The sequence below is a fragment of the Pseudonocardia sp. UM4_GMWB1 genome, from assembly GCF_017312155.1.
Lineage (GTDB): Bacteria > Actinomycetota > Actinomycetes > Mycobacteriales > Pseudonocardiaceae > Pseudonocardia > Pseudonocardia alni.
In genome coordinates this window covers 60,754-78,157 of the sequence record NZ_QJPN01000003.1, presented here as the reverse complement: position 1 = coordinate 78,157, position 17,404 = coordinate 60,754, and the positions used below count along the sequence as shown (strand labels likewise).

Genomic DNA, 17,404 nt, shown 5'->3' with positions numbered 1-17,404 from the left:
CAGCCGGGCGCTCGACCGACTCGACCGACCACGGCTCACCTCGGGCAGCGTCCGCACCGATCTTCTCTCGTGGCGTCGCGTCACCCTCAAGCCACGTTCGACGCTCCAGCGAGAGAACAACGACTGGGTCCAGTTCATCGGCCCGTTCAGCCGAGATGTCCTCGAGCAGGCTCTGCACGCCCTACCTCGGCATCGTCGCGCATCGCTCCGCAGCCAGATCACCCAGCTCGACGCCCGGTTCCTGGACATAACTCTGAACAATCCCACCGTCGACCCGTCACTTCCCTGGTGGTGGCGCCGCACCTGAGCTGCACCGACTGGGAATGGCTCCACCGTGGTCACTGAGGATCGCCCCGGTCGATGACGAGGGGCCGTGGTCGCGGGGGGGGGTTGGCGACCGTGCGGGGCGGCGGCTGTCGAGCCACTGTGACCGTCGAGGTTTCGGCCCGTAGCTGGCCGAGGATCCCGATGATCGGCGTCTGCCGATCATGCGCAGCGGGTACCAGCACCACAGTCTGGCCCCGAACGGTCAGAGACCTGCCCCCGCTAGCCGCGTTGTGAGCCGGGTTCGGCACTACGAAGCCGCTAGAATGAACCTAGATCGGGAGGTGGCACCGATGAGCGGCCCGGAAGACGACCTGTCGGCCGAGCAGGTGCGTGAGCACCGCGAGGCCATGATCGCGCTGGGGCGCCGGCTGCCCCAGACCACGCTCGCCGACACCGCGGCCCAGCTGCAGACCGCCGAGCTCCGCGTTCCCGCGGTGGGGGCGCCGATCATCATCGACACCGACATCGGTGGCGACGCCGATGACGCCCTCGCCCTGGTCGCGGCCGCCCGCCACAGTCGCGAACTCGCCCTGGTGCTCACCGCCGACGAGACCGGCCCCAACCACCGCGCCACCCACCCTGCTGGGCGGGGATACGGGCAGCGGGCCCGATTCGCCCGGCACCTGCTCGACACCATCGGACGCGGCGACGTCGCGGTCGCCGCCGGCGCGACGACCGGACACACCGACTACTTCTGCGTCGCCGACCTCATCCCGGCCACTGTCGCCCCTCCCCCCGGTGGCCGAGATGCCGTGCTGGCCGCGGTCGCCGAGCTCGCCGGCCGTTGCGATGGGCCGATCCGGTGGGTCGGGATGGCGCCCCTGTCGAACCTGGCCGAGGTGTGTGATCACCTCCCCGAGATCGCCGCCCGGTTGCAGGTGACCCAGATGGGCGGGGCGATCCACTACCGGCGCCCGGAACGGGCCGAGCACAACATTCGTCTCGACGTCGACGCCGCCCGCCGGGTGCTGGCCGCGGTCGCCGACGGGCGCCTGGCCAAGCCACGGTTCGTCTTGTCCGACACCACCTTTACCGAGCAGATCGCCGTGCACGCCACCCACCCGCTGCACCGGCGCCTTGCCGGCCGTGCCGAGTCGTGGGCGGTGTTGCTGGAGGGGCACCTGCAGCGCTGGTACCGCGACCACCACGACTCGACGCTGCAGCACGACGCGCTGACCCTGTCCGCCGCGCTCGGGCTGCCGTACGTGCGCAGCGCGACCGCGCGCATCGTGATGGACGACATCGGCCGCTGGAGCATCCCCGACACCAGCGACGCGGGTGGGGCAGCGGGTACGGGGCTGCGGGTCAGCCGCAGCGCGGACTACCCGGCCTTCATGACCTGGCTCGAACACGCCCTCGACCCGGCCACCCCGGCCACCGTCGACCTGAGCGGCACCGGGGCCCGGGCCGGTGCTGGTGTGGTGTCCGGGGCCGGGGCCGGGGCCGGGGCCGGGGCCGGGGCCGTGGCCGGGGTGCGGCGGCCGGCCTGAGCACCCCACGCCCCGGCACACCCGGCGGCCCGGACAGCGTGGCGACGATCGCACACGCCTACGGGCTGCACACCGAGGTCGAGCGCGACGCGATCGCCCGCGCCTACCGGGTGTTTCACACCCACCACGCCCAGTTCGTCACCGCGGTCTCCGCCGAGATGCTGCCCGACCTGCACCGCGACGTCGACGAGCGCGGCGCTCGGATCGTGTTCCTCGGCCGCGACGGGCACCCCTACGCCACCGCCGTGCGGGGCCTGGACCCCGACTTCGCCGAGACCCACACGGTCGAGATCGTGCTGTCCCGCGCCGTGGTCGACGCCGCCCTGACCGACCTCGAACACCGGACCGGCGCCCGCTTCCACGCTGTGGAGGCATTCCGGGTCCGGGACCGGATCGATCCCGCCACCACCCTAGGGGCGTTCCAGGCCCTGTCGGACTACCTCGACGACGCAGGCGTCCCCACCGCTGGCGGGGTGCTCACCTTCGTCGACAACTCGTTCAAGGGCACCATCCAGGAGCTCTACAACGCCGCCTACCCCGACGTGGAGGTCCACGGCCGCTACGCCATCCACGGCACCCACCCCGACGACCCGCACCCCGGCAACAAGACCGGCTACGCCCTGCACCAACCCGCCGACACACGCTGGCGCGGCTACCCCCTGGCCGAGCTCCCCGCCGAACCCGAGCTGACCCTCGGCGCGGCAGAAGCCGTCGCCGCGATCGAACACACCCTGCACGGCCCTGACACCAGCCCCGCCGCCATCGACACCACCGGCCCGGTCCAGGGACCGCAACGCCTCCAGCCGGCGCCGCTGCGGGGATACAACCCCGCACTCGTCACCCCGCCCTACCGCGACGCCCGCGTACGAGAAGCGGTCAAGGTAGCGGCACTACTCGCCGTGCACGACGCCGCCGTGCAAGCCCGGCCCCGCTGGACCGGACCACAGGCCCAGCAGACCCAGCCCGAACGCATGCACGCCATCGCCGCGTTCGCCGAGGACATCCGCGCCTGGATCACCGTGGCCCCCCAGCGCGACCCGGGCCTCACCGAGGTGCTCGATGCGTTCGTCCGGCGCCGCGACCGTGCCCTGCTCTCCCAGATCTATGACCAGCTCGTCGTCGCTGGCCTGGACCCCGCCGAACCGGCGCAGCACTGGATCGCACTGCTCCCCACAACACCGGAGCACTCCCTCCCCGACCACGTCGACGCCGGCAGCGCCCGCCACGACGGGCCGACACCCCATGAGCCGCCCAGCTTCCAGACAGCGATGCAGCACCTCAGGAGCGCCGTCGACGCCGCCCGCCGCGGCATCGCCGCCGATACGCAGGAGCAGACGCGCACACCAGCGACACCCGCCACACGGCCCCCGCGGCGAGACACCGGAACACAGGTCGACCCCTTGCAGAACCGACCTGATCAAGACCGGCCCTCCGGCTACGACAGCGGCTACTGATCCGCAACGAGCGCTCGGCCCGCCAAGCGAAAGTGTCGGTGCACCGTGTCACGCTGCGCCGATGAGCTGGATGCAGCGCCGGTACCACGCAGTGACCTGCACCAACGCTCGGTACGACCCAAGCTGCGTGATCGCCGACCTGACCCGCACCGGGGGGCAGGTTTGCCCGCGCGCCGCCGCAACCATCATGTCCCGACCGCTCACACTGATGTCATGAGCACGGAAACCGACCCCCAGGTCGCGGCCCGCTCGTTATGCGCGGGCCGCCCAGTCCTGTCGCGCCTCCGCCGCCACAACCTCGCCGACGACGTCACGTGGATCCTGCCTACGGACCTGCTACCGGACCTGGATGAACTCGAGGGCGTCCCCGTCGTGCACGCCGACGTACCCGGCCCGTTGCTGGCCCACTGGGTTCGCCGACAAGGCGACGTCCGCTGAACCTCGGAACGTCGACCACCCGCCCGAACCTAAGCCGCCGGACTAGCGGTCGACAGCAAACCGGAATCGGATTCGGCGCGTCGCGTTCCCTCTGACTGCTCTGATCGGGTAGAAATCCCCCATGCCGCAACCGCATCGAGGAGACCGAGTCGCGACTCACGTCCGTCTCCCCCGTCCGATGCGCGAGGCCGCTGAGGCCATCGCCCTTCGTGACGGGATCGCCGTAGGCGACGCCGTCACGAAGGTGTTCGGCGAAGCTCTTGGATTTCCCATACCCGAGTACTGCTTGTCCCCGCGCGAGCGTGCGACGCAGAACGAGTTGGAGCTGCCTCTAGACAAGGCCTCGTAACGAGATCGAGGCGGCCCCCCGGCCAGGGGGCCGCCTCGCTATCGCTCTCGCGTCAGTCGGTCATGCACCCGCCTGACGCCGTAGCCCCGGCGAACCGGGGCCAATCCCCCACCTGCGAAGAAGGGGCGCTTTCGCGTGTCCAGGATACACCCTGGACCGGGCGGCGACCATGACAGACACGGGACGACTTCGTCGTGCCCGACTGCCAGCGGCACCTCAGTGGCGTCTCTGCGACGCCGACCTGTCGTTGCCGGGTACCCGTTTACCGGTCCTACCTCGCACAACTCCCCGCCAACACCTCTCCTCGTCGAGCAGCGAGCGTTGTTCGACGAGGTGGTCTCCTCGGTCATCTCGATGGGCGGGGATGGCGTCGCCATTCCAACCCCCCAGCTGTGCATCAGTTGCCGACGGCGCTCCGGGACTGAGCGGGATACTCCGCTGCGCTCGGTGGTCTGCGGCGGGTGCTGGTTCGCCAGCGGTGGCGAGGCGTCCCCCGCAGAGTTCAACGGATCCGGCTCCTCCGGCGAGCTACAGGAATCCGGGTCCCTGGGTTTAGCTGAGTCCCTGATCCCCCGTACGGCGCTGGATTGGTATCGAGGGCTGCTGTCCTCCTCTTGGTATCAGCAGGTCCGACGTGACGCTGCCAGCCGGCTCCGTGGCCTGCTCGCCGAGCTAGCTCGGCGAGCCGACTGGGACACCCACACCAGCTGGCCGACCTGGGACCGTCTCCAGCGGTCCAGCGGCTGGCGTCGAAGCTCGACTGCTGCCTGGCTCGCCGAGCTGCAGCGCCAGGGCTGGCTGCTACGCGTCGAGGGAGGGTCCACTCCGCAGTATCGACCCATGGCCCTGCAACATCTGAGCGGGAATCGGGCAGCGGTCTACCAGCTGCGTGTTCCAGCTGTGGAGGCCACTGACAGGGCCATCCCGACGCTGCCTCCGGCCGTAGCACCCGGGCCATCCGTGGCTGCTGCAGGGAGCAGACAGGACACAACTTGGACCCCAACCCACTCACCTAATAATCTTTCAAAGACTGAATCTGTGGTTCCTACGCGCGCGAGCACGCGCATCCACAATCCCCAGGTCAAGCCCCCTTCTCCAGGTAGTTACGGCCCTGCCGGGCCGGGCCAGGACGAACAGCAGGGCGGCTACTTCGGGAACCGGGTGCCAGTGACCAGAGCGGAGATGCTGGCTGCCGCCGCCGAGCTGCGATCTGACCCCGCGCTACGGCGACTCACACCCCGCTGGATCCGCGCCATCGTCCGGAGCTGGTGGGAAGCCGGCTGGACCAACAACGACCTGCGCTACGCCCTCGAGTACCGGCCCCGGCAGGACGGCCGCGCCACCCCTGTCCACCGCTGCCCAGCTGGCCAGTTGCGCAGGCCCGACGGCTGGCTACGCCATCGCCTGAGCTGGTGGCGCGACGCACACGGCCCGCTCGTCTCACCCACCGTCGACTCCCGCCGGCGCCGCTCGGCCGCCCTGGTCCGCGGCCACGCCGCCGCCCAACGACTGCCCTACGGCGCCACCGACCTGTCCCCCACCGACCTGCAGATCAGCAGCGACGACCACCGCGCCGCCCGTTCTGCGATCGTCCGTCAGTGGGCCGCCGAGTTCACCGCCCGCCGCAACGCTGTCCGCCCCGCCGCCGAGGTCGCCACAGTCGAAAGCAGCAAGCGCTACTACCGCCGGATCAGCCGCGCGCTCGACGAAGGGCGCAGCCGCCGCACAGCCACTCCCCCGCTGCTCGATCCGGCGGATGGTCACGGGGGCGGGCCCGCCTCAAGCGCCTCGCCGGACACCAGCTCACCGCGCAACCACGAGAGCAACGCCCTCGATGAAGGGCGAACTGCTCACGAGCGCGCGCTCGCCCGGGCACGGGCCGAACGCACCTCCCGGCCTCTCCCACGAGCTCACCGGAGGCTCCGATGACCGCCATGTCCGCGCGTTATGACAAGAGTGGCGACTCCGGCGCACCACCTGACACGTTCGACCGTCAGCCCCCGCAGGACCTCACGGCCGAGCAGTCGGTGCTCGGCGGCATGCTGCTGAGCAAGGACGCGATCGCCGACGTCGTGGAGGTCCTGCAGCCGGAGGACTTCTACCGGCCCGCCCACCAGACCGTCTACGAGACGATCCTGGACCTCTACAGCCGTGGCGAGCCCGCGGACGCGGTGACGGTCTCGGCGGAGCTGCAGCGGCGCGGTGAGCTCGTCCGCCTCGGCGGCGCGCCCTACCTGCACACCCTCATCGCGACCGTGCCCACCGCGGCGAACGCGGCGTACTACGCCGAGATCGTCGGCGAGAAGGCGGTCCTGCGGCGGCTGGTCGAGGCCGGCACCCGGATCGTGCAGCTCGGCTACCACGGTGCCGACGGCGGCGACGTCGACGACGCGGTGGACCGGGCCCAGGCCGCGGTCTACGAGGTCACCGAGCGCACCACCACCGAGGACTACACGGTGCTGGAGGAGCTCCTCCAGCCCACGATGGACGAGATCGACGCGATCGCCTCCCGGGGCGGCCAGTCCACGGGTGTGCCGACCGGATTCGCCGACCTCGACCAGGTCACCAACGGTCTGCACCCGGGCCAGATGGTCGTCGTCGCGGCCCGGCCGGGTCTGGGCAAGTCGACCCTGGGGCTGGACTTCGCCCGCTCCTGCTCCATCAAGAACGGCATGACCAGCGCGTTCTTCTCCCTGGAGATGAGCAAGTCCGAGATCGTCATGCGTCTGCTGTCCGCGGAGGCCCGGATCCGGCTGGCCGACATGCGCGCCGGCCGGATGTCGGACGAGGACTGGACGCGGATGGCGCGGCGGATGTCGGAGATCTCCGAGGCCCCGCTCTACATCGACGACTCGCCGAACCTGACGCTGATGGAGATCCGGGCCAAGGCGCGCCGGATGAAGCAGCGCAACGACCTGAAGCTGATCATCCTGGACTACCTGCAGCTGATGACCTCGGGCCGCAAGGTCGAGTCCCGTCAGCAGGAGGTCTCGGAGTTCTCCCGGCAGATCAAGCTGCTGGCCAAGGAACTCGAGGTCCCTGTGGTGGCGATGAGCCAGCTGAACCGTGGTCCCGAGCAGCGCACCGACAAGCGGCCGATGCTGTCCGACCTGCGTGAGTCCGGCTCGATCGAGCAGGACGCGGACATGGTGGTGCTGCTGCACCGCCCCGACGCGTTCGAGCAGGACGACCCGCGCGCCGGTGAGGCCGACCTGATCCTGGCCAAGCACCGTAACGGCCCGACCACGACGATCACCGTCGCCCACCAGCTGCACTACAGCCGGTTCTCCGACCTCGCCCACGGCTGAGGCTCGGCCGATGGTGATAACCCGGTTATCGCTCCACCGCGTACGGCGCGGCGATAACCGGGTTATCGCCTCAGTGTCGGAGCGCTGTCAGTGCATCGATCAGAGCCTGCAGTCCGTCGTCGTCGAGCTGTCGACGCAGGCGGCGCGCGATCTTGTCGACGTCGACAGCCGCATCCCGATCGGGCTGGTCCGCCGCTGGAGCGGGAGAAGGCGAGTCGTTCGCGGGCTGGTCCGGCGACTCAGTGCCGGAAGGTCGAGCGCGCTCCCCCGCCGTCGACTGACGACGCAACGCCTCCAGCTTCTTCGCCTGTTCTTCCGGCGATGCCGAGGCCACGGTTCGAGCTTCCTTCACCGACATCTCGCCGATGCGGAGTTTCTCCTGCAGGTCAGGGGTGAGCTTGAGCAGCGACAGCCGCTGCGAAACCCAGGCCTGAGTCTTCGCCACCCGCTTCGCCGCCGTGCGCTGCGAGCCATGTCGTTCCACGAGACCTTGAAGCTCGCGGGCCTCCAGCAGCGGGGGAAGGTCTTGACGGTGGATGTTCTCCACCAGCGTGGCCTCCGCCAGCATCGGGTCCGCACCCCCGAGTCGGTCCTCGACCGAGGCGACGAGGTGAGGCAGCTCCGCCAAGCGGGCCCCCGCGAGCCGGCGGTTCCCGATGAGGACCACCCACGCCGCGCTCCCGATCTGATCCGCATCCTCCGGGTAGTGAGCGAGGTAGACATCCCGAGCGACCACCGTCGCTGGCTGCAGCTGCCCGTGCTCCCGGAGGCTGTCGGCGAGCTCCTGAATCGCGGGGTCGTCGTCGTACCCGTAGCGAGGGTTGCGCGGATTGTGGGCCAGGTCGGATAGCGGGATGCGGCGCTGGGACACGCCGGGATCCGGTGTTGCCTGGAGCGAGGCCTGCGCGGCGAAGACGTCGGAGCCGAAGGACACCCGCCCGCGCTTGCGCTTCTTCGTCGACGACCCGACTGCGGAGTCCGCGCCGCTCGCGGCCGCCTCGCTCATCGGGTGCGCCCGTAGCCGAGTTCGAGCGCCAGCCGCAGGATGTCCTGCTGGGCCTCCAAGGCCACACGGCTCTTGGCGTACTGGGTGCAGACGACACCCTCTGCCGCCGCCCGACTGTGGATCTTGTAACGACGAATGACCGAGTTCGCGAGCGGCCAGTTCTTCTTGCGGGCGAAGGTCAGGGTGTCGTCGAGATCGACCCGGCCGTCGCGGGGATCCCAGAGATTCACGACCACGGTGTAGGGGACTCCCAGGGGCTCGATGACCTGGGTGATGGTCGTGTCGGCAGGTACGAAGGTGAGCGGCTCTGTCGTGATCGGGACGATCGCGTCGTCGGCGCTCTTCAGGACCGACCGGAGAATGTGCTCATTCTCCAGGCTGCCGGGGGTGTCTACGAACACGTGCGAGAAGTCGGCGTCTCGCAACCTCTCCAGATCACTGGGGCTGTCGGTCTCGGTGTAGGCGAATGGGATGTCATCGCCGACCCTGCTTGCCCACCAGTCCATCGATCGCTGCGGGTCGGTGCCTACGACCAGGACGGACGGATCGTCACCTCCGAGCACCTGGTCGACGACAGCAGCGAGGTTGACAGTGATCGTGGTCTTGCCGACGCCGCCCTTCTGGCAGCACACAGCATGAACTCTGGCCAAGATGGCCACCTCTCCGTGGACTTCACGGCCCGGAGTTGGGCCGCTACTTCGGATAAGTCAGAGCAGATGATGCCAGCTGTAAGTCCGCGCTCCGCGGTCATCCCCCGGCGTGTGCGGTTCTGAGTCAGGGCCGCGCGATAACCGGGTTATCGCCGTCAGCGCACTGTCGACTTGGGAGCTGGGGCCTATCGATGTTGGCGCTGCCGGACCGGGAGCGCTGCTTGGGGGTCGAGGTCGCCAACGAAGCTTCTCGCCAGCAACGCGCGCCGAGGCCGTGCGAGACGGCGACCGCCCAACGACGCTGCGACGGGGGAGCGGGGACCGATAACCCGGTTATCGCTCACTCAGCGACGGTGGCTTCAGTCGTCGGCCTGGAATACACCCTGCGCGACCAGCCACTTCCGCCAGTAATCGACCCGATCGGGGTCGGCCGCGAACCCTTCGGGCCAGCCGTCGATCGCGACCTGGCGCAGGACATCACGGACTCGGCTGCGCCCAACGCGAGCGCGGGAGGAGACCTTCCGCAGGTGCGGGTCCACGACGGCATTCATCGCGCGCGCGGTGTCGTCCAACGTGAAGTGCACCGGCCGGTAGGCGACCAGGACCTCATGTCCGTGCTCGTCTGGCCTGGCGACCAGCGAACTCTCGCGCATCCCTGCCCTCCTCACCTCGGTCCGGTACCGAGAACTGTACCGATATCAGCGCTCTGACTGAGCACTTTCAGTGAGTGTGTCCTCCGCAGGAGCGGGTCACTACGTGTCCAAACTGCCGGGCGAGGTCCCGGCTGAGGGTGTCCGCGCCGGCGCAGCAGGCGCCGTCACGCCAGCGTCCTTCGGCCGGATACGCCCAGCCGGACCAGCGCATTTCTGACGCTGGCCCCGGCCGTCGGGCCGAATGGACGGCTTTGGTGCGACGGATCGAGGAATCATCAGTTGACGAGGTGGTGTCGCGCACCACCGCGAGGCGTGGTCACCGTGTTCGGGTGCAGCTATCCCGGCCCCGCGCGCCCGGCGTGTCATCGCGGTTGCGTCCTCGGTGGCGAGGGATCCGTTCGAGTCCTTACAGACGGCCTCTGACCAGCTGGAACGGCCTCAGCTGCGGGCTCGTCGCGCGGACCTGATCTCCGAGGGGAAGGCCCACTATCAGTTCCAGACTCAATGTGCGCCTGACCAGCGACTACGTATTCTCCGGTGGCGGCGGGAAAGCGTCGGCAACGACAGCTCAGTCAGCCCCACTGAGAGTGAGCTATGCCCGATATGCGAGTTTGACGCTGTCTGCGGGCGCTAGCGAGTCGGCGACCTGCAGGATATGCGCTGGTCAGCGTCGTGGTGGCGAGCTACTCGAGTGCGTGCCAGGCGTTCGGAGCCGAGTATCGCCCCGTCCGGTGCTCCAGAGCACCGTGTGGCGATCCGGCGCGGCTCGGGGCGCTCAACGGCTCGGAAGTGGTGGGCCTGTGGCCCCGGTCTTATCGATGCGGGGGGCGTCGCAACCTGGGGCGGGGTGACCGAGCACGTGGCTGCCTGACGGCCGGCCTTGCGCGTACGCGTGTGTCGCGTGGGCGTCACTCCGTGCGCCGGGCTAGTTCTCAGAGAAACTCCCGGCTCGAGCGGGACAGCGGTGGTCTTCGTCCACCGACCCTCGGCGACGGTGGCGGGGCGAGCTGTGGGGTGGCGCCGGCCCTGGAGGTCGTGAAGGCCTGGCGCCCACACCCGGAGAACCTTGCGGACCGTGACTCCCAGAGGCGAGCTCGGCGCGGCCCGTTGAGTCCCGCGGCCCGGCCCGGAGCGAGAGGTCCGCGCCCGGATGACCCCCGCGCTCTGGCGGGGCCGGGGCGCGGTGGCAACGAGCGCAGGAAGCACCTGTGCTCGTGCTTAGTGCGCCCCGGGAGTCGAGAGCCGGGGCGTGGGCGCTGTCGCCTGCGTCGTGGGCACCCGGCATCTCTCACTCGCCATAGCCGCGGCATCGGGCCATGCCGAGACCGGCCGGCGTGGGTCCGTCTGGCTAGGGAGCTGGACGAGGTCCGGGGGTAGACCGCCGAGCAACGAGCAGACCGTGCCACGGCGGAATGCAGCCAGGCGCGCTCGTGGTCGACGTCGCCGACGAGCTGGTCCGCGGCGGCGGCGCGTCCCTTGCACGCGCACCGAGTGCCGAGCTGCTCCCCAGGGCGCCGGGAAATTTCCCGGCGGCCTCCTACCGCGGTGGCGGGCCCGGACAACGCGACGTACGCGTGCGCGTGCGAGGCCAGAAATTTCCACGGGCTCCTGAGCTCGACGCCGGGCCCGGGCCCGGTCTGCCCGACACCGTTGCCAGCCCGACTAGTCGCACTTAGTCTTCGAGGTACTAGGATCGCGGCTCAACGGGAAGGCGAACTCATGAGCATGCAGCTGCTCGCCGGGACGATGGAGTGCCGCAACGGCAACTGTCCGACCGCATGGCTGACCGAGCGGGGGGCGGTGATCGTGCAGGGCTACATCGCATCCGCTCGGACGGTGCGGGTGCCGCGCGACATCGTCGAACGCGCCGCGCGCGAACTGCAGATGCACGGCCTGTCCGTCGGTGCCGTGCCGGCGCCGCGGTCCGAGAACATCCGAGCGGCGGGGGAGTGGTTCGTGGTGTCCGGCACCCCGACGACGCTGGTGTGCCCCAAGGGAGAACGCGCCCACGAGGTCCTGGTGAGCGACGTGCTCACGGCCGTCGACGAAGCGACGAGGGAGGCCGTATGACCCCCGAAGACCTGGACGAGCTCTACCGCACCTACGAGCACTCCGCGTTCCGGCTCGAATGCCGCGACGTCTACGCAATCCCTGGCGAGGACCCGGACTTCGACGCCTTCCTCGCCGACAAGCCGTTCCCGGCGCGCACGGTCGACAACGACGACTGGCTGGCCAACGTCCACGCCCAGGTCGGTCGGGCCAAGTACTTCGGCCGGGTCCGGCTGCTCGGCCACCCGGTCACCGACTACACACGGTTCCAGCTGCTCTGCTACCCCCGGGAGAACATCCGCGCCGGCGAGGAAGTCCGCATTCTGGACCGACACTGGCTCAGCACGGGCGACGACGCCTGGACTCGGCAGGACTTCTGGATGTTCGACGAGCGGATCGTGGTGCTGCAGCACTTCGACGACGAAGGGCACTTCCTCGGCGTCTCTCAAGCCAGCGATCCCGCCCCCTACATCGCCATCCGTCGCCGCGCGGTCGAGCTGTCCGTCCCATTCGACGACTACCGGCTGGTCCCGGCCCCACGATCGGGTGCCGAGACCCCTGAGCGCGCTGCGAGCTAACCCCCTTGACCCACGCCGACATCCACCCACAGCACCAGCGCCTGGCGGCGCGCTTGAAGGAGCTCCGCCAGGCCGCTGGGCTCTCGGCCGCGGCCCTGGGTGAGCAGCTCGGCTGGTCGCAGAGCAAGACCTCCAAGATGGAGAACGGCCACTCCGCCCTCGTGCTTGCCGACATCGAGCAGTGGCTCGACACGGTCCACGCCGACGAGGACGTCCGTGCAGAGCTGCGCGCACTCGCCCAGGAGGCGGGGACCCGTGTACGGCCGTGGCGCAACAGCAACCGCCCCGACGGGCCCAGCCAGCAGGACGCCAGGGCTCGGCGTGACGCGACGACCAGCGGGATCGGGGTGTACCAGTCCGAGGTCGTTCCCGGGCTGTTGCAGACCCCGGACTACGCGCGCAGACTGCGCGAGATCCACAGCCTGCTCCCCGCTGCGGAGATCCCCGCCGCGGTGCTGTCGCTGATGAACCGTCAGACAGTCCTGTTCGACGAGTCCAAGCAGTTCGACCTGGTCATGACCGAGACCGCGCTGCGATGGCGTCCCGGTCCAGCCTCAGTGATGCTCGCTCAGCTCGACCGCATCGCCGCGCTGGCCAGCCTCCCCAACGTGCGCATCGGTGTGCTCTCCCGCGAGACGCAGGAGCGTGCCGAGGTCCGACCCCTGCACTCCTTCGTACTCCTGCGCTACGACGACGCACCCACGACCGTCGAGATCGAGACACTCACCGCCGAGCAGGAAGTGACCGACCCAGCCGACGTCACGCTCTACGAGCAGTTCCTCGCCGAGCAGCAGCGGTTCGCAGAGCACGGACCCGCTCTACTCGCCCTGCTCGACCGCCTCCGCGCCGACATCTCCTCGAACACCCCGAGCTAGTCGCAATACGACTAAGGCCCGCGATCAGCAAACTAGCTGGTCGCGGGCCTTTCCTGTGCGCGCAGGGTTAGTCGCATGAACCTCTGACTAGACTCACGACTAGTCACAGACTAGTCTGGAAGTAGAGATGCCCCGGCGGGTGCGACCGCCGAGGCATCTGAGCGGACAACCGGACCGATCCCCCATCACGAGGAAGTCAGGCGCCCATGAAGACCGTACCCAGAAACGTCGACCCTCAGGCGGTGCCCGGCCGTCTGCCGTGTGCCGATACCGACGTGATCGAGCTGTTCTTTCCCGTCGGCACCGCTGGGCCGGCCCTGCAGCAGATCGCCGAGGCCAAGGCCATCTGCCGTCACTGCCCGGTGCTGCAGGCCTGCCGGGCCGAGGCCCTGGCTCGGCCCGGCGCATTCACCCACGGCGTCGTGGGTGGACTCAGCGAGGACGAGCGGAACGCGCTGCTGCGGCGTCGCGCGGCACGACGAGCGGGGATCCGATGAGCGCCCCGACCAGCAACGGCCACCGTCCGACGCCGCCGTCCACCCTCTCGGCCGAGCAGTGGGGGAGCCAGCTCATCCCCTCCGGCACCACGCGTGAGGACGACTCGGTCGAGGAAAGCGTCGCCGACACCGACGAGGTCCGGGCGCTGGCCCTCCAGGTGCACCAGGCTCGAGGCCTCGTCGCCCTCCAGGACGACCCGGCCCTGCACGAAGCACTCTCCGAGCGCGAGCGGCGCGCTGACCGCAAGGTCACCGAGCGAATCCGCAGTGCCCGGCGGGCCGAGCGGCGCCGAACCGCGCTCGCCGAGGTCGCCGGCACCCGACGCGACAGGCAGGAAGCTCGCTGGATCGACAGGGCACGGACCAGCAAGGAACGCCTGCTCAACCCCAACCGGCGCCTCGCCGCGACCTATCGCCGCTACGTCGCACTGTCCTGTGTACCTCCAACCCTCATCGGTTTCGGAGTGGTGTTCATGTCGGCGACCGTGCACGACGGTGTCGTCGGCATGGACGGGCCGTGGGTGGGCTACCTGATCGAGCCGATGGCGTCGGTGCTGCTGGTCGTCAGCCTCCTGATCGGCTTCACCGCAGTACAGAACAGCCGACAGGTCCCCCGAGGCCTCTACGTCCTCGACGGCGGTCTCGCGCTGGCCTCGCTGGTGTTGACGGTCGTCCCGTGGGGTCTGCGCTACGGCTTCGACACGGGGTCGACTCTCGCCCACACACTGCCGTCACTGCTGGTCGTTGCGGCGGTGGTCGTTCAGCATCTGCTGCACTCGGTGTTCCGGCCGATCTTCGCCGAGCTCTACGAGGAGCTGCAGCCCTCACGGCTGACCGACCAGACCGCCGACACCGTCGTGCTCTACGAGCGGACCCGCCGCGCGATCGACACCCAGCAGATCCCAGTCTCGGCTTCCGGAGCACCGTCGCGAGAGGCGATCCGCAAGCAGTTCGGCGTGGGCAAGGTCCGCTCCCAGCTCGCCGGCGACGCCTACGAGCTCGTCCGGCGAACCCTCGACCCGCGGTAGCGCCAACCATGCGCCCGGGCCACCGGCCCGGGGCGCTACCGCCGCAAGTCCTCTCCCCGGCGCCGCACCCCCCCCTCAGGCGCCGGGGAGGGGACCCCTCCGACCTCCAGGAGCGCACCTCATGTCCGACCGGATCACGATCACGCTGGTCGCAGGCTCCGAACGCCACCGGACCAGCGAGCCGATCGACGTCCCCGTCGACGACCCGCACCAGATCTGGGCACACGTGCTCGAGCTCGCCGACCGCATCGGCGGCCTGGCCCGCCATGCCTACCTCGCCGAGATCGCCGTCGCCGAGACCGGCCTGCCGCTCTATGACCTGCGGTGCCTGGGATGAGCGGGCACCGCAGAAGCAACGCGGCGGCCGCGGCCGGCGAGTTGCCGCCCACGCTGCGCCGCTCCCGCCCGGACCGGCGTCGCGCCGCGCTCGCCACCCGATTCGCCAAGACCACCACCGACGTCGAGCGAGCCGTGTGCGCCTTCGACTACTTCCGAGGTGCCGCCAGCCGGCGCCACCCCCGGCCTGACGCTGCCGCCGAGCTCGTCGCCGCCGTGATTGGCCAGCTCATCGAAGCGGGCGACCACCTGCTGCGCATGCAGGCACGAGAGCCCCTCAGCCCGAGGAAGGACACCGCATGAGCGAGCACGACGCCGACCTCGACACCGCGGCACCCGACTCGGGCCAACAGGAGACCCCGGCTCTGCCCAGCCCCCGTCCCACCGTGGCCATCACGGCCGCGACCCCGGACGGCGAGCCGGAGGTCGAGGTCGACCGACCGCGTGCCGGGTGGCCAACCGTGCCCGATCGGCGCCAGGGAGCCCTGCACGCGGTCACCACCGCGGCGGCCGAGCTGCGTTTCGTGCACGAGCAGCCGGCCAGCCTGGAGCAGAGCCTCGCCCTGGCCCGTCAGGGCGCCTGGACGACCACCCGGACCGGCCCGCTGCGCCGCGCCGCGGTCGTCCATGTCTGGTGCATCCAGGTGCCTGTCCTGGTCATCGGCGCCCTGATCGCCTGGGCCGCGCGCACCCCGGGCCGTCTCTGGACGGTCGCGCTCCTGGTGCTGACCGTCGCGACCGCGCTCGACCAGATCCCGGTTGTCCGCCTGCTCGTACCCGAGTTCCTGACCTGGCCCTACTGGCCGCCCTTCTGCTGGTTCAACTGAGGAGTCCGACATGAACGCTGCTGCCTTCGCCGGCACCGGCAGCATCGCCGCCTTGGCCCTGCTGTTCGGCCTCTGGCTCTACTACCACGACGACATGCGCAAGACCACGATCCTGCTCTTCCTCGTTGCCGGGACCGGACTCGGCGGCCTCATCGGCGCGCTCATCGCCCAGGCCTACGGCGTAGCGGCCAACGCCACACCCCTGGCGACCCGCCTGCTCGGCTTCGGTGGCGCGGTCATCCTCGGCGGGATCGCCATCGTGATGACCCTCGAGGTCGTGATCAAGGGGATCTTCCCGAAGACGGCCAGGCCCAACCGCATCCATCCCTGGCTCGCGCTCGCGGCGCCGACCATCGGTCTCGCCAGCGGGGTGCCGATCCTCTACGGCCTCTACCGCCTGGTCGCCACCGGCATGGGCAACGCCGGATCCATCGCCCAGCAGTGGTTCGTGGGGTGATCGACGATGGAAACGCTCGTGCTGGTCGCGCTCATCACCTGGGGACTCGCCCGCTACGCAGGCACCGAGCTCATCGCCACCGCCCGCGGCACCGAACCACCGCGCCTGCGCGACCGCCAGCGCCGCGCCGAACGCGCCCACGAGCGCCGGATGGCCCGGGAAAGCCGCCGCACCGGCCCCAGTGTCGGCGACGCACTGGCCCAACGCATCGCCGATCGCATCGCCCATCCCCGCGGCCCTCGCCCGCCCGGGCCCGCCCGGGCAGCGATGGGGGAGTGGTGGTCCGACGCCTGGGGCTACGCCACCGAGCGACGCCGTGAACGCCACCAGCGCCACGCCGACGGCGACCTGCTGCGACAGCGCCTGGCCCGCAACCTCCGCCAGCGATTCGGCGGCACCACCGACCCGCGCTGGCGACCGCGGCCGACCACCGCCCAACGCCCACCCCGCCGCACGGACAACGCCGACCCGGTCGTCATCGACGCCGAGCCGACCCCAGCCCCGCCCACCGACCACACCGAACCCGCACCGGTCGAGGAGACCCCGACCGACGGCCCCCCGGAGGACCCCGAGAAGCCCAACCAGCACGAACCCGACCACACCCAGCAGCCCGAAGCCATCCACCCCGAGCCCGACACCGAGCCCGAGCCGCGGCCCGCGGCTGAACACCAGCCGACCGCCACGATCTACCCCATCCGGAAGGACATCCCGATGACCGGCGCCAACCCGAACCTGACCAGCGGCGAGACCCTCGATCCCGGCAGTGCCAACCACTTCTGCGAGCAGATGCAGAACGTCGGTCAGCGACTCCTGACCGAGCTCGATCAGTCCGTCGCTTCCCTGACGCAGGCAGGCGTCAGCGGCGAACCCATCCGCCTGCTCGAGCAGATGCGCGAGAACGCCCAGCTGTTCACCAGCTCCGCCGGTGAGGCCAAGACCCACTTCGGCCGGCACCTCAACACCCAGGACCAGGTGCTCAGCGACGACACCCTCGCCGGAACCGTCAACGGCACCTACATCGGCACTCGCTCCTAGTCCGACAGCCCCGCCCCCAGGACCGACCCCCGGTCGCTGGGCACCCG

General features: G+C 70.1%; 18 protein-coding genes. 15 read left to right on the top strand and 3 right to left on the bottom strand.

Annotation, left to right across the window (positions count from 1 at the left end; translation table 11 throughout):
* Positions 1–617 precede the first annotated feature (617 nt).
* The 5 genes from DMP15_RS29585 (at position 618) to dnaB (ending at position 7,366) form a co-directional block, all read left to right on the top strand.
* A complete protein-coding gene (locus tag DMP15_RS29585; RefSeq protein ID WP_337826927.1) occupies positions 618–1,817 on the top strand; it encodes a nucleoside hydrolase in 1,200 nt (399 codons plus the stop codon).
* A 38-nt stretch (positions 1,818–1,855) separates the two neighbouring features.
* The gene (locus tag DMP15_RS29580; protein WP_337826926.1) at positions 1,856–3,271 is read left to right on the top strand and encodes a hypothetical protein; all 1,416 of its coding nucleotides are present in this window, start codon (positions 1,856–1,858) and stop codon (positions 3,269–3,271) included.
* Positions 3,272–3,484: 213 nt separating this feature from the next.
* The gene (locus DMP15_RS29575; protein WP_337826925.1) at positions 3,485–3,709 is read left to right on the top strand and encodes a hypothetical protein; all 225 of its coding nucleotides are present in this window, start codon (positions 3,485–3,487) and stop codon (positions 3,707–3,709) included.
* Between the two features lie 1,531 nt (positions 3,710–5,240).
* Positions 5,241–5,987 (top strand): hypothetical protein, encoded by a 747-nt coding sequence (locus DMP15_RS29570; RefSeq protein WP_337826924.1) that lies wholly within the window; start codon positions 5,241–5,243, stop codon positions 5,985–5,987.
* A 5-nt stretch (positions 5,988–5,992) separates the two neighbouring features.
* Positions 5,993–7,366 (top strand): replicative DNA helicase, encoded by a 1,374-nt coding sequence (gene dnaB, locus DMP15_RS29565; RefSeq protein WP_337827001.1) that lies wholly within the window; start codon positions 5,993–5,995, stop codon positions 7,364–7,366.
* A gap of 70 nt (positions 7,367–7,436) precedes the next feature.
* On the opposite strand, the gene DMP15_RS29560 is transcribed toward dnaB, so the two are convergent.
* From DMP15_RS29560 to DMP15_RS29550, 3 genes are all read right to left on the bottom strand, one after another.
* Positions 7,437–8,372 (bottom strand): ParB/RepB/Spo0J family partition protein, encoded by a 936-nt coding sequence (locus tag DMP15_RS29560; RefSeq protein ID WP_337826923.1) that lies wholly within the window; start codon positions 8,370–8,372, stop codon positions 7,437–7,439.
* A complete protein-coding gene (locus DMP15_RS29555; RefSeq protein WP_208622866.1) occupies positions 8,369–9,031 on the bottom strand; it encodes a ParA family protein in 663 nt (220 codons plus the stop codon). The genes DMP15_RS29560 and DMP15_RS29555 overlap by 4 nt, the downstream gene beginning before the upstream one ends.
* Positions 9,032–9,381: 350 nt before the next feature.
* Complete coding sequence (locus tag DMP15_RS29550; RefSeq protein WP_337826922.1) at positions 9,382–9,675, bottom strand: hypothetical protein; 294 nt, start codon at positions 9,673–9,675, stop codon at positions 9,382–9,384.
* Positions 9,676–11,400: 1,725 nt separating this feature from the next.
* Between DMP15_RS29550 and DMP15_RS29545 the strand changes: the two genes are divergently transcribed.
* From DMP15_RS29545 to DMP15_RS29500, 10 genes are all read left to right on the top strand, one after another.
* A complete protein-coding gene (locus DMP15_RS29545; RefSeq protein WP_337826921.1) occupies positions 11,401–11,745 on the top strand; it encodes a hypothetical protein in 345 nt (114 codons plus the stop codon).
* On the top strand, positions 11,742–12,302 hold the full coding sequence (locus DMP15_RS29540) for a DUF6879 family protein (RefSeq protein ID WP_337826920.1): 561 nt from the start codon (positions 11,742–11,744) through the stop codon (positions 12,300–12,302). Before DMP15_RS29545 ends, DMP15_RS29540 begins: the two co-directional genes overlap by 4 nt.
* Positions 12,303–12,307: 5 nt before the next feature.
* Entirely contained in the window at positions 12,308–13,177 is an 870-nt protein-coding gene (locus DMP15_RS29535; RefSeq protein WP_337826919.1) for a helix-turn-helix domain-containing protein, read from the top strand.
* Positions 13,178–13,383: 206 nt separating this feature from the next.
* Positions 13,384–13,674 (top strand): WhiB family transcriptional regulator, encoded by a 291-nt coding sequence (locus tag DMP15_RS29530; protein WP_337826918.1) that lies wholly within the window; start codon positions 13,384–13,386, stop codon positions 13,672–13,674.
* The gene (locus tag DMP15_RS29525; RefSeq protein ID WP_337826917.1) at positions 13,671–14,702 is read left to right on the top strand and encodes a hypothetical protein; all 1,032 of its coding nucleotides are present in this window, start codon (positions 13,671–13,673) and stop codon (positions 14,700–14,702) included. The genes DMP15_RS29530 and DMP15_RS29525 overlap by 4 nt, the downstream gene beginning before the upstream one ends.
* 121 nt (positions 14,703–14,823) lie before the next feature.
* Positions 14,824–15,039: a hypothetical protein gene (locus DMP15_RS29520; RefSeq protein ID WP_337826916.1), complete on the top strand. Its 216-nt coding sequence runs from the start codon at positions 14,824–14,826 to the stop codon at positions 15,037–15,039.
* Positions 15,036–15,341, top strand: a complete 306-nt coding sequence (locus DMP15_RS29515) for a hypothetical protein (RefSeq protein WP_308820211.1) — start codon at positions 15,036–15,038, stop codon at positions 15,339–15,341. Before DMP15_RS29520 ends, DMP15_RS29515 begins: the two co-directional genes overlap by 4 nt.
* Positions 15,338–15,865, top strand: a complete 528-nt coding sequence (locus DMP15_RS29510; protein ID WP_337826915.1) for a hypothetical protein — start codon at positions 15,338–15,340, stop codon at positions 15,863–15,865. The genes DMP15_RS29515 and DMP15_RS29510 overlap by 4 nt, the downstream gene beginning before the upstream one ends.
* Positions 15,866–15,875: 10 nt before the next feature.
* Positions 15,876–16,322: a hypothetical protein gene (locus DMP15_RS29505; RefSeq protein ID WP_337826914.1), complete on the top strand. Its 447-nt coding sequence runs from the start codon at positions 15,876–15,878 to the stop codon at positions 16,320–16,322.
* Between the two features lie 6 nt (positions 16,323–16,328).
* Positions 16,329–17,357 (top strand): hypothetical protein, encoded by a 1,029-nt coding sequence (locus tag DMP15_RS29500; protein ID WP_337826913.1) that lies wholly within the window; start codon positions 16,329–16,331, stop codon positions 17,355–17,357.
* Positions 17,358–17,404: the final 47 nt, after the last annotated feature.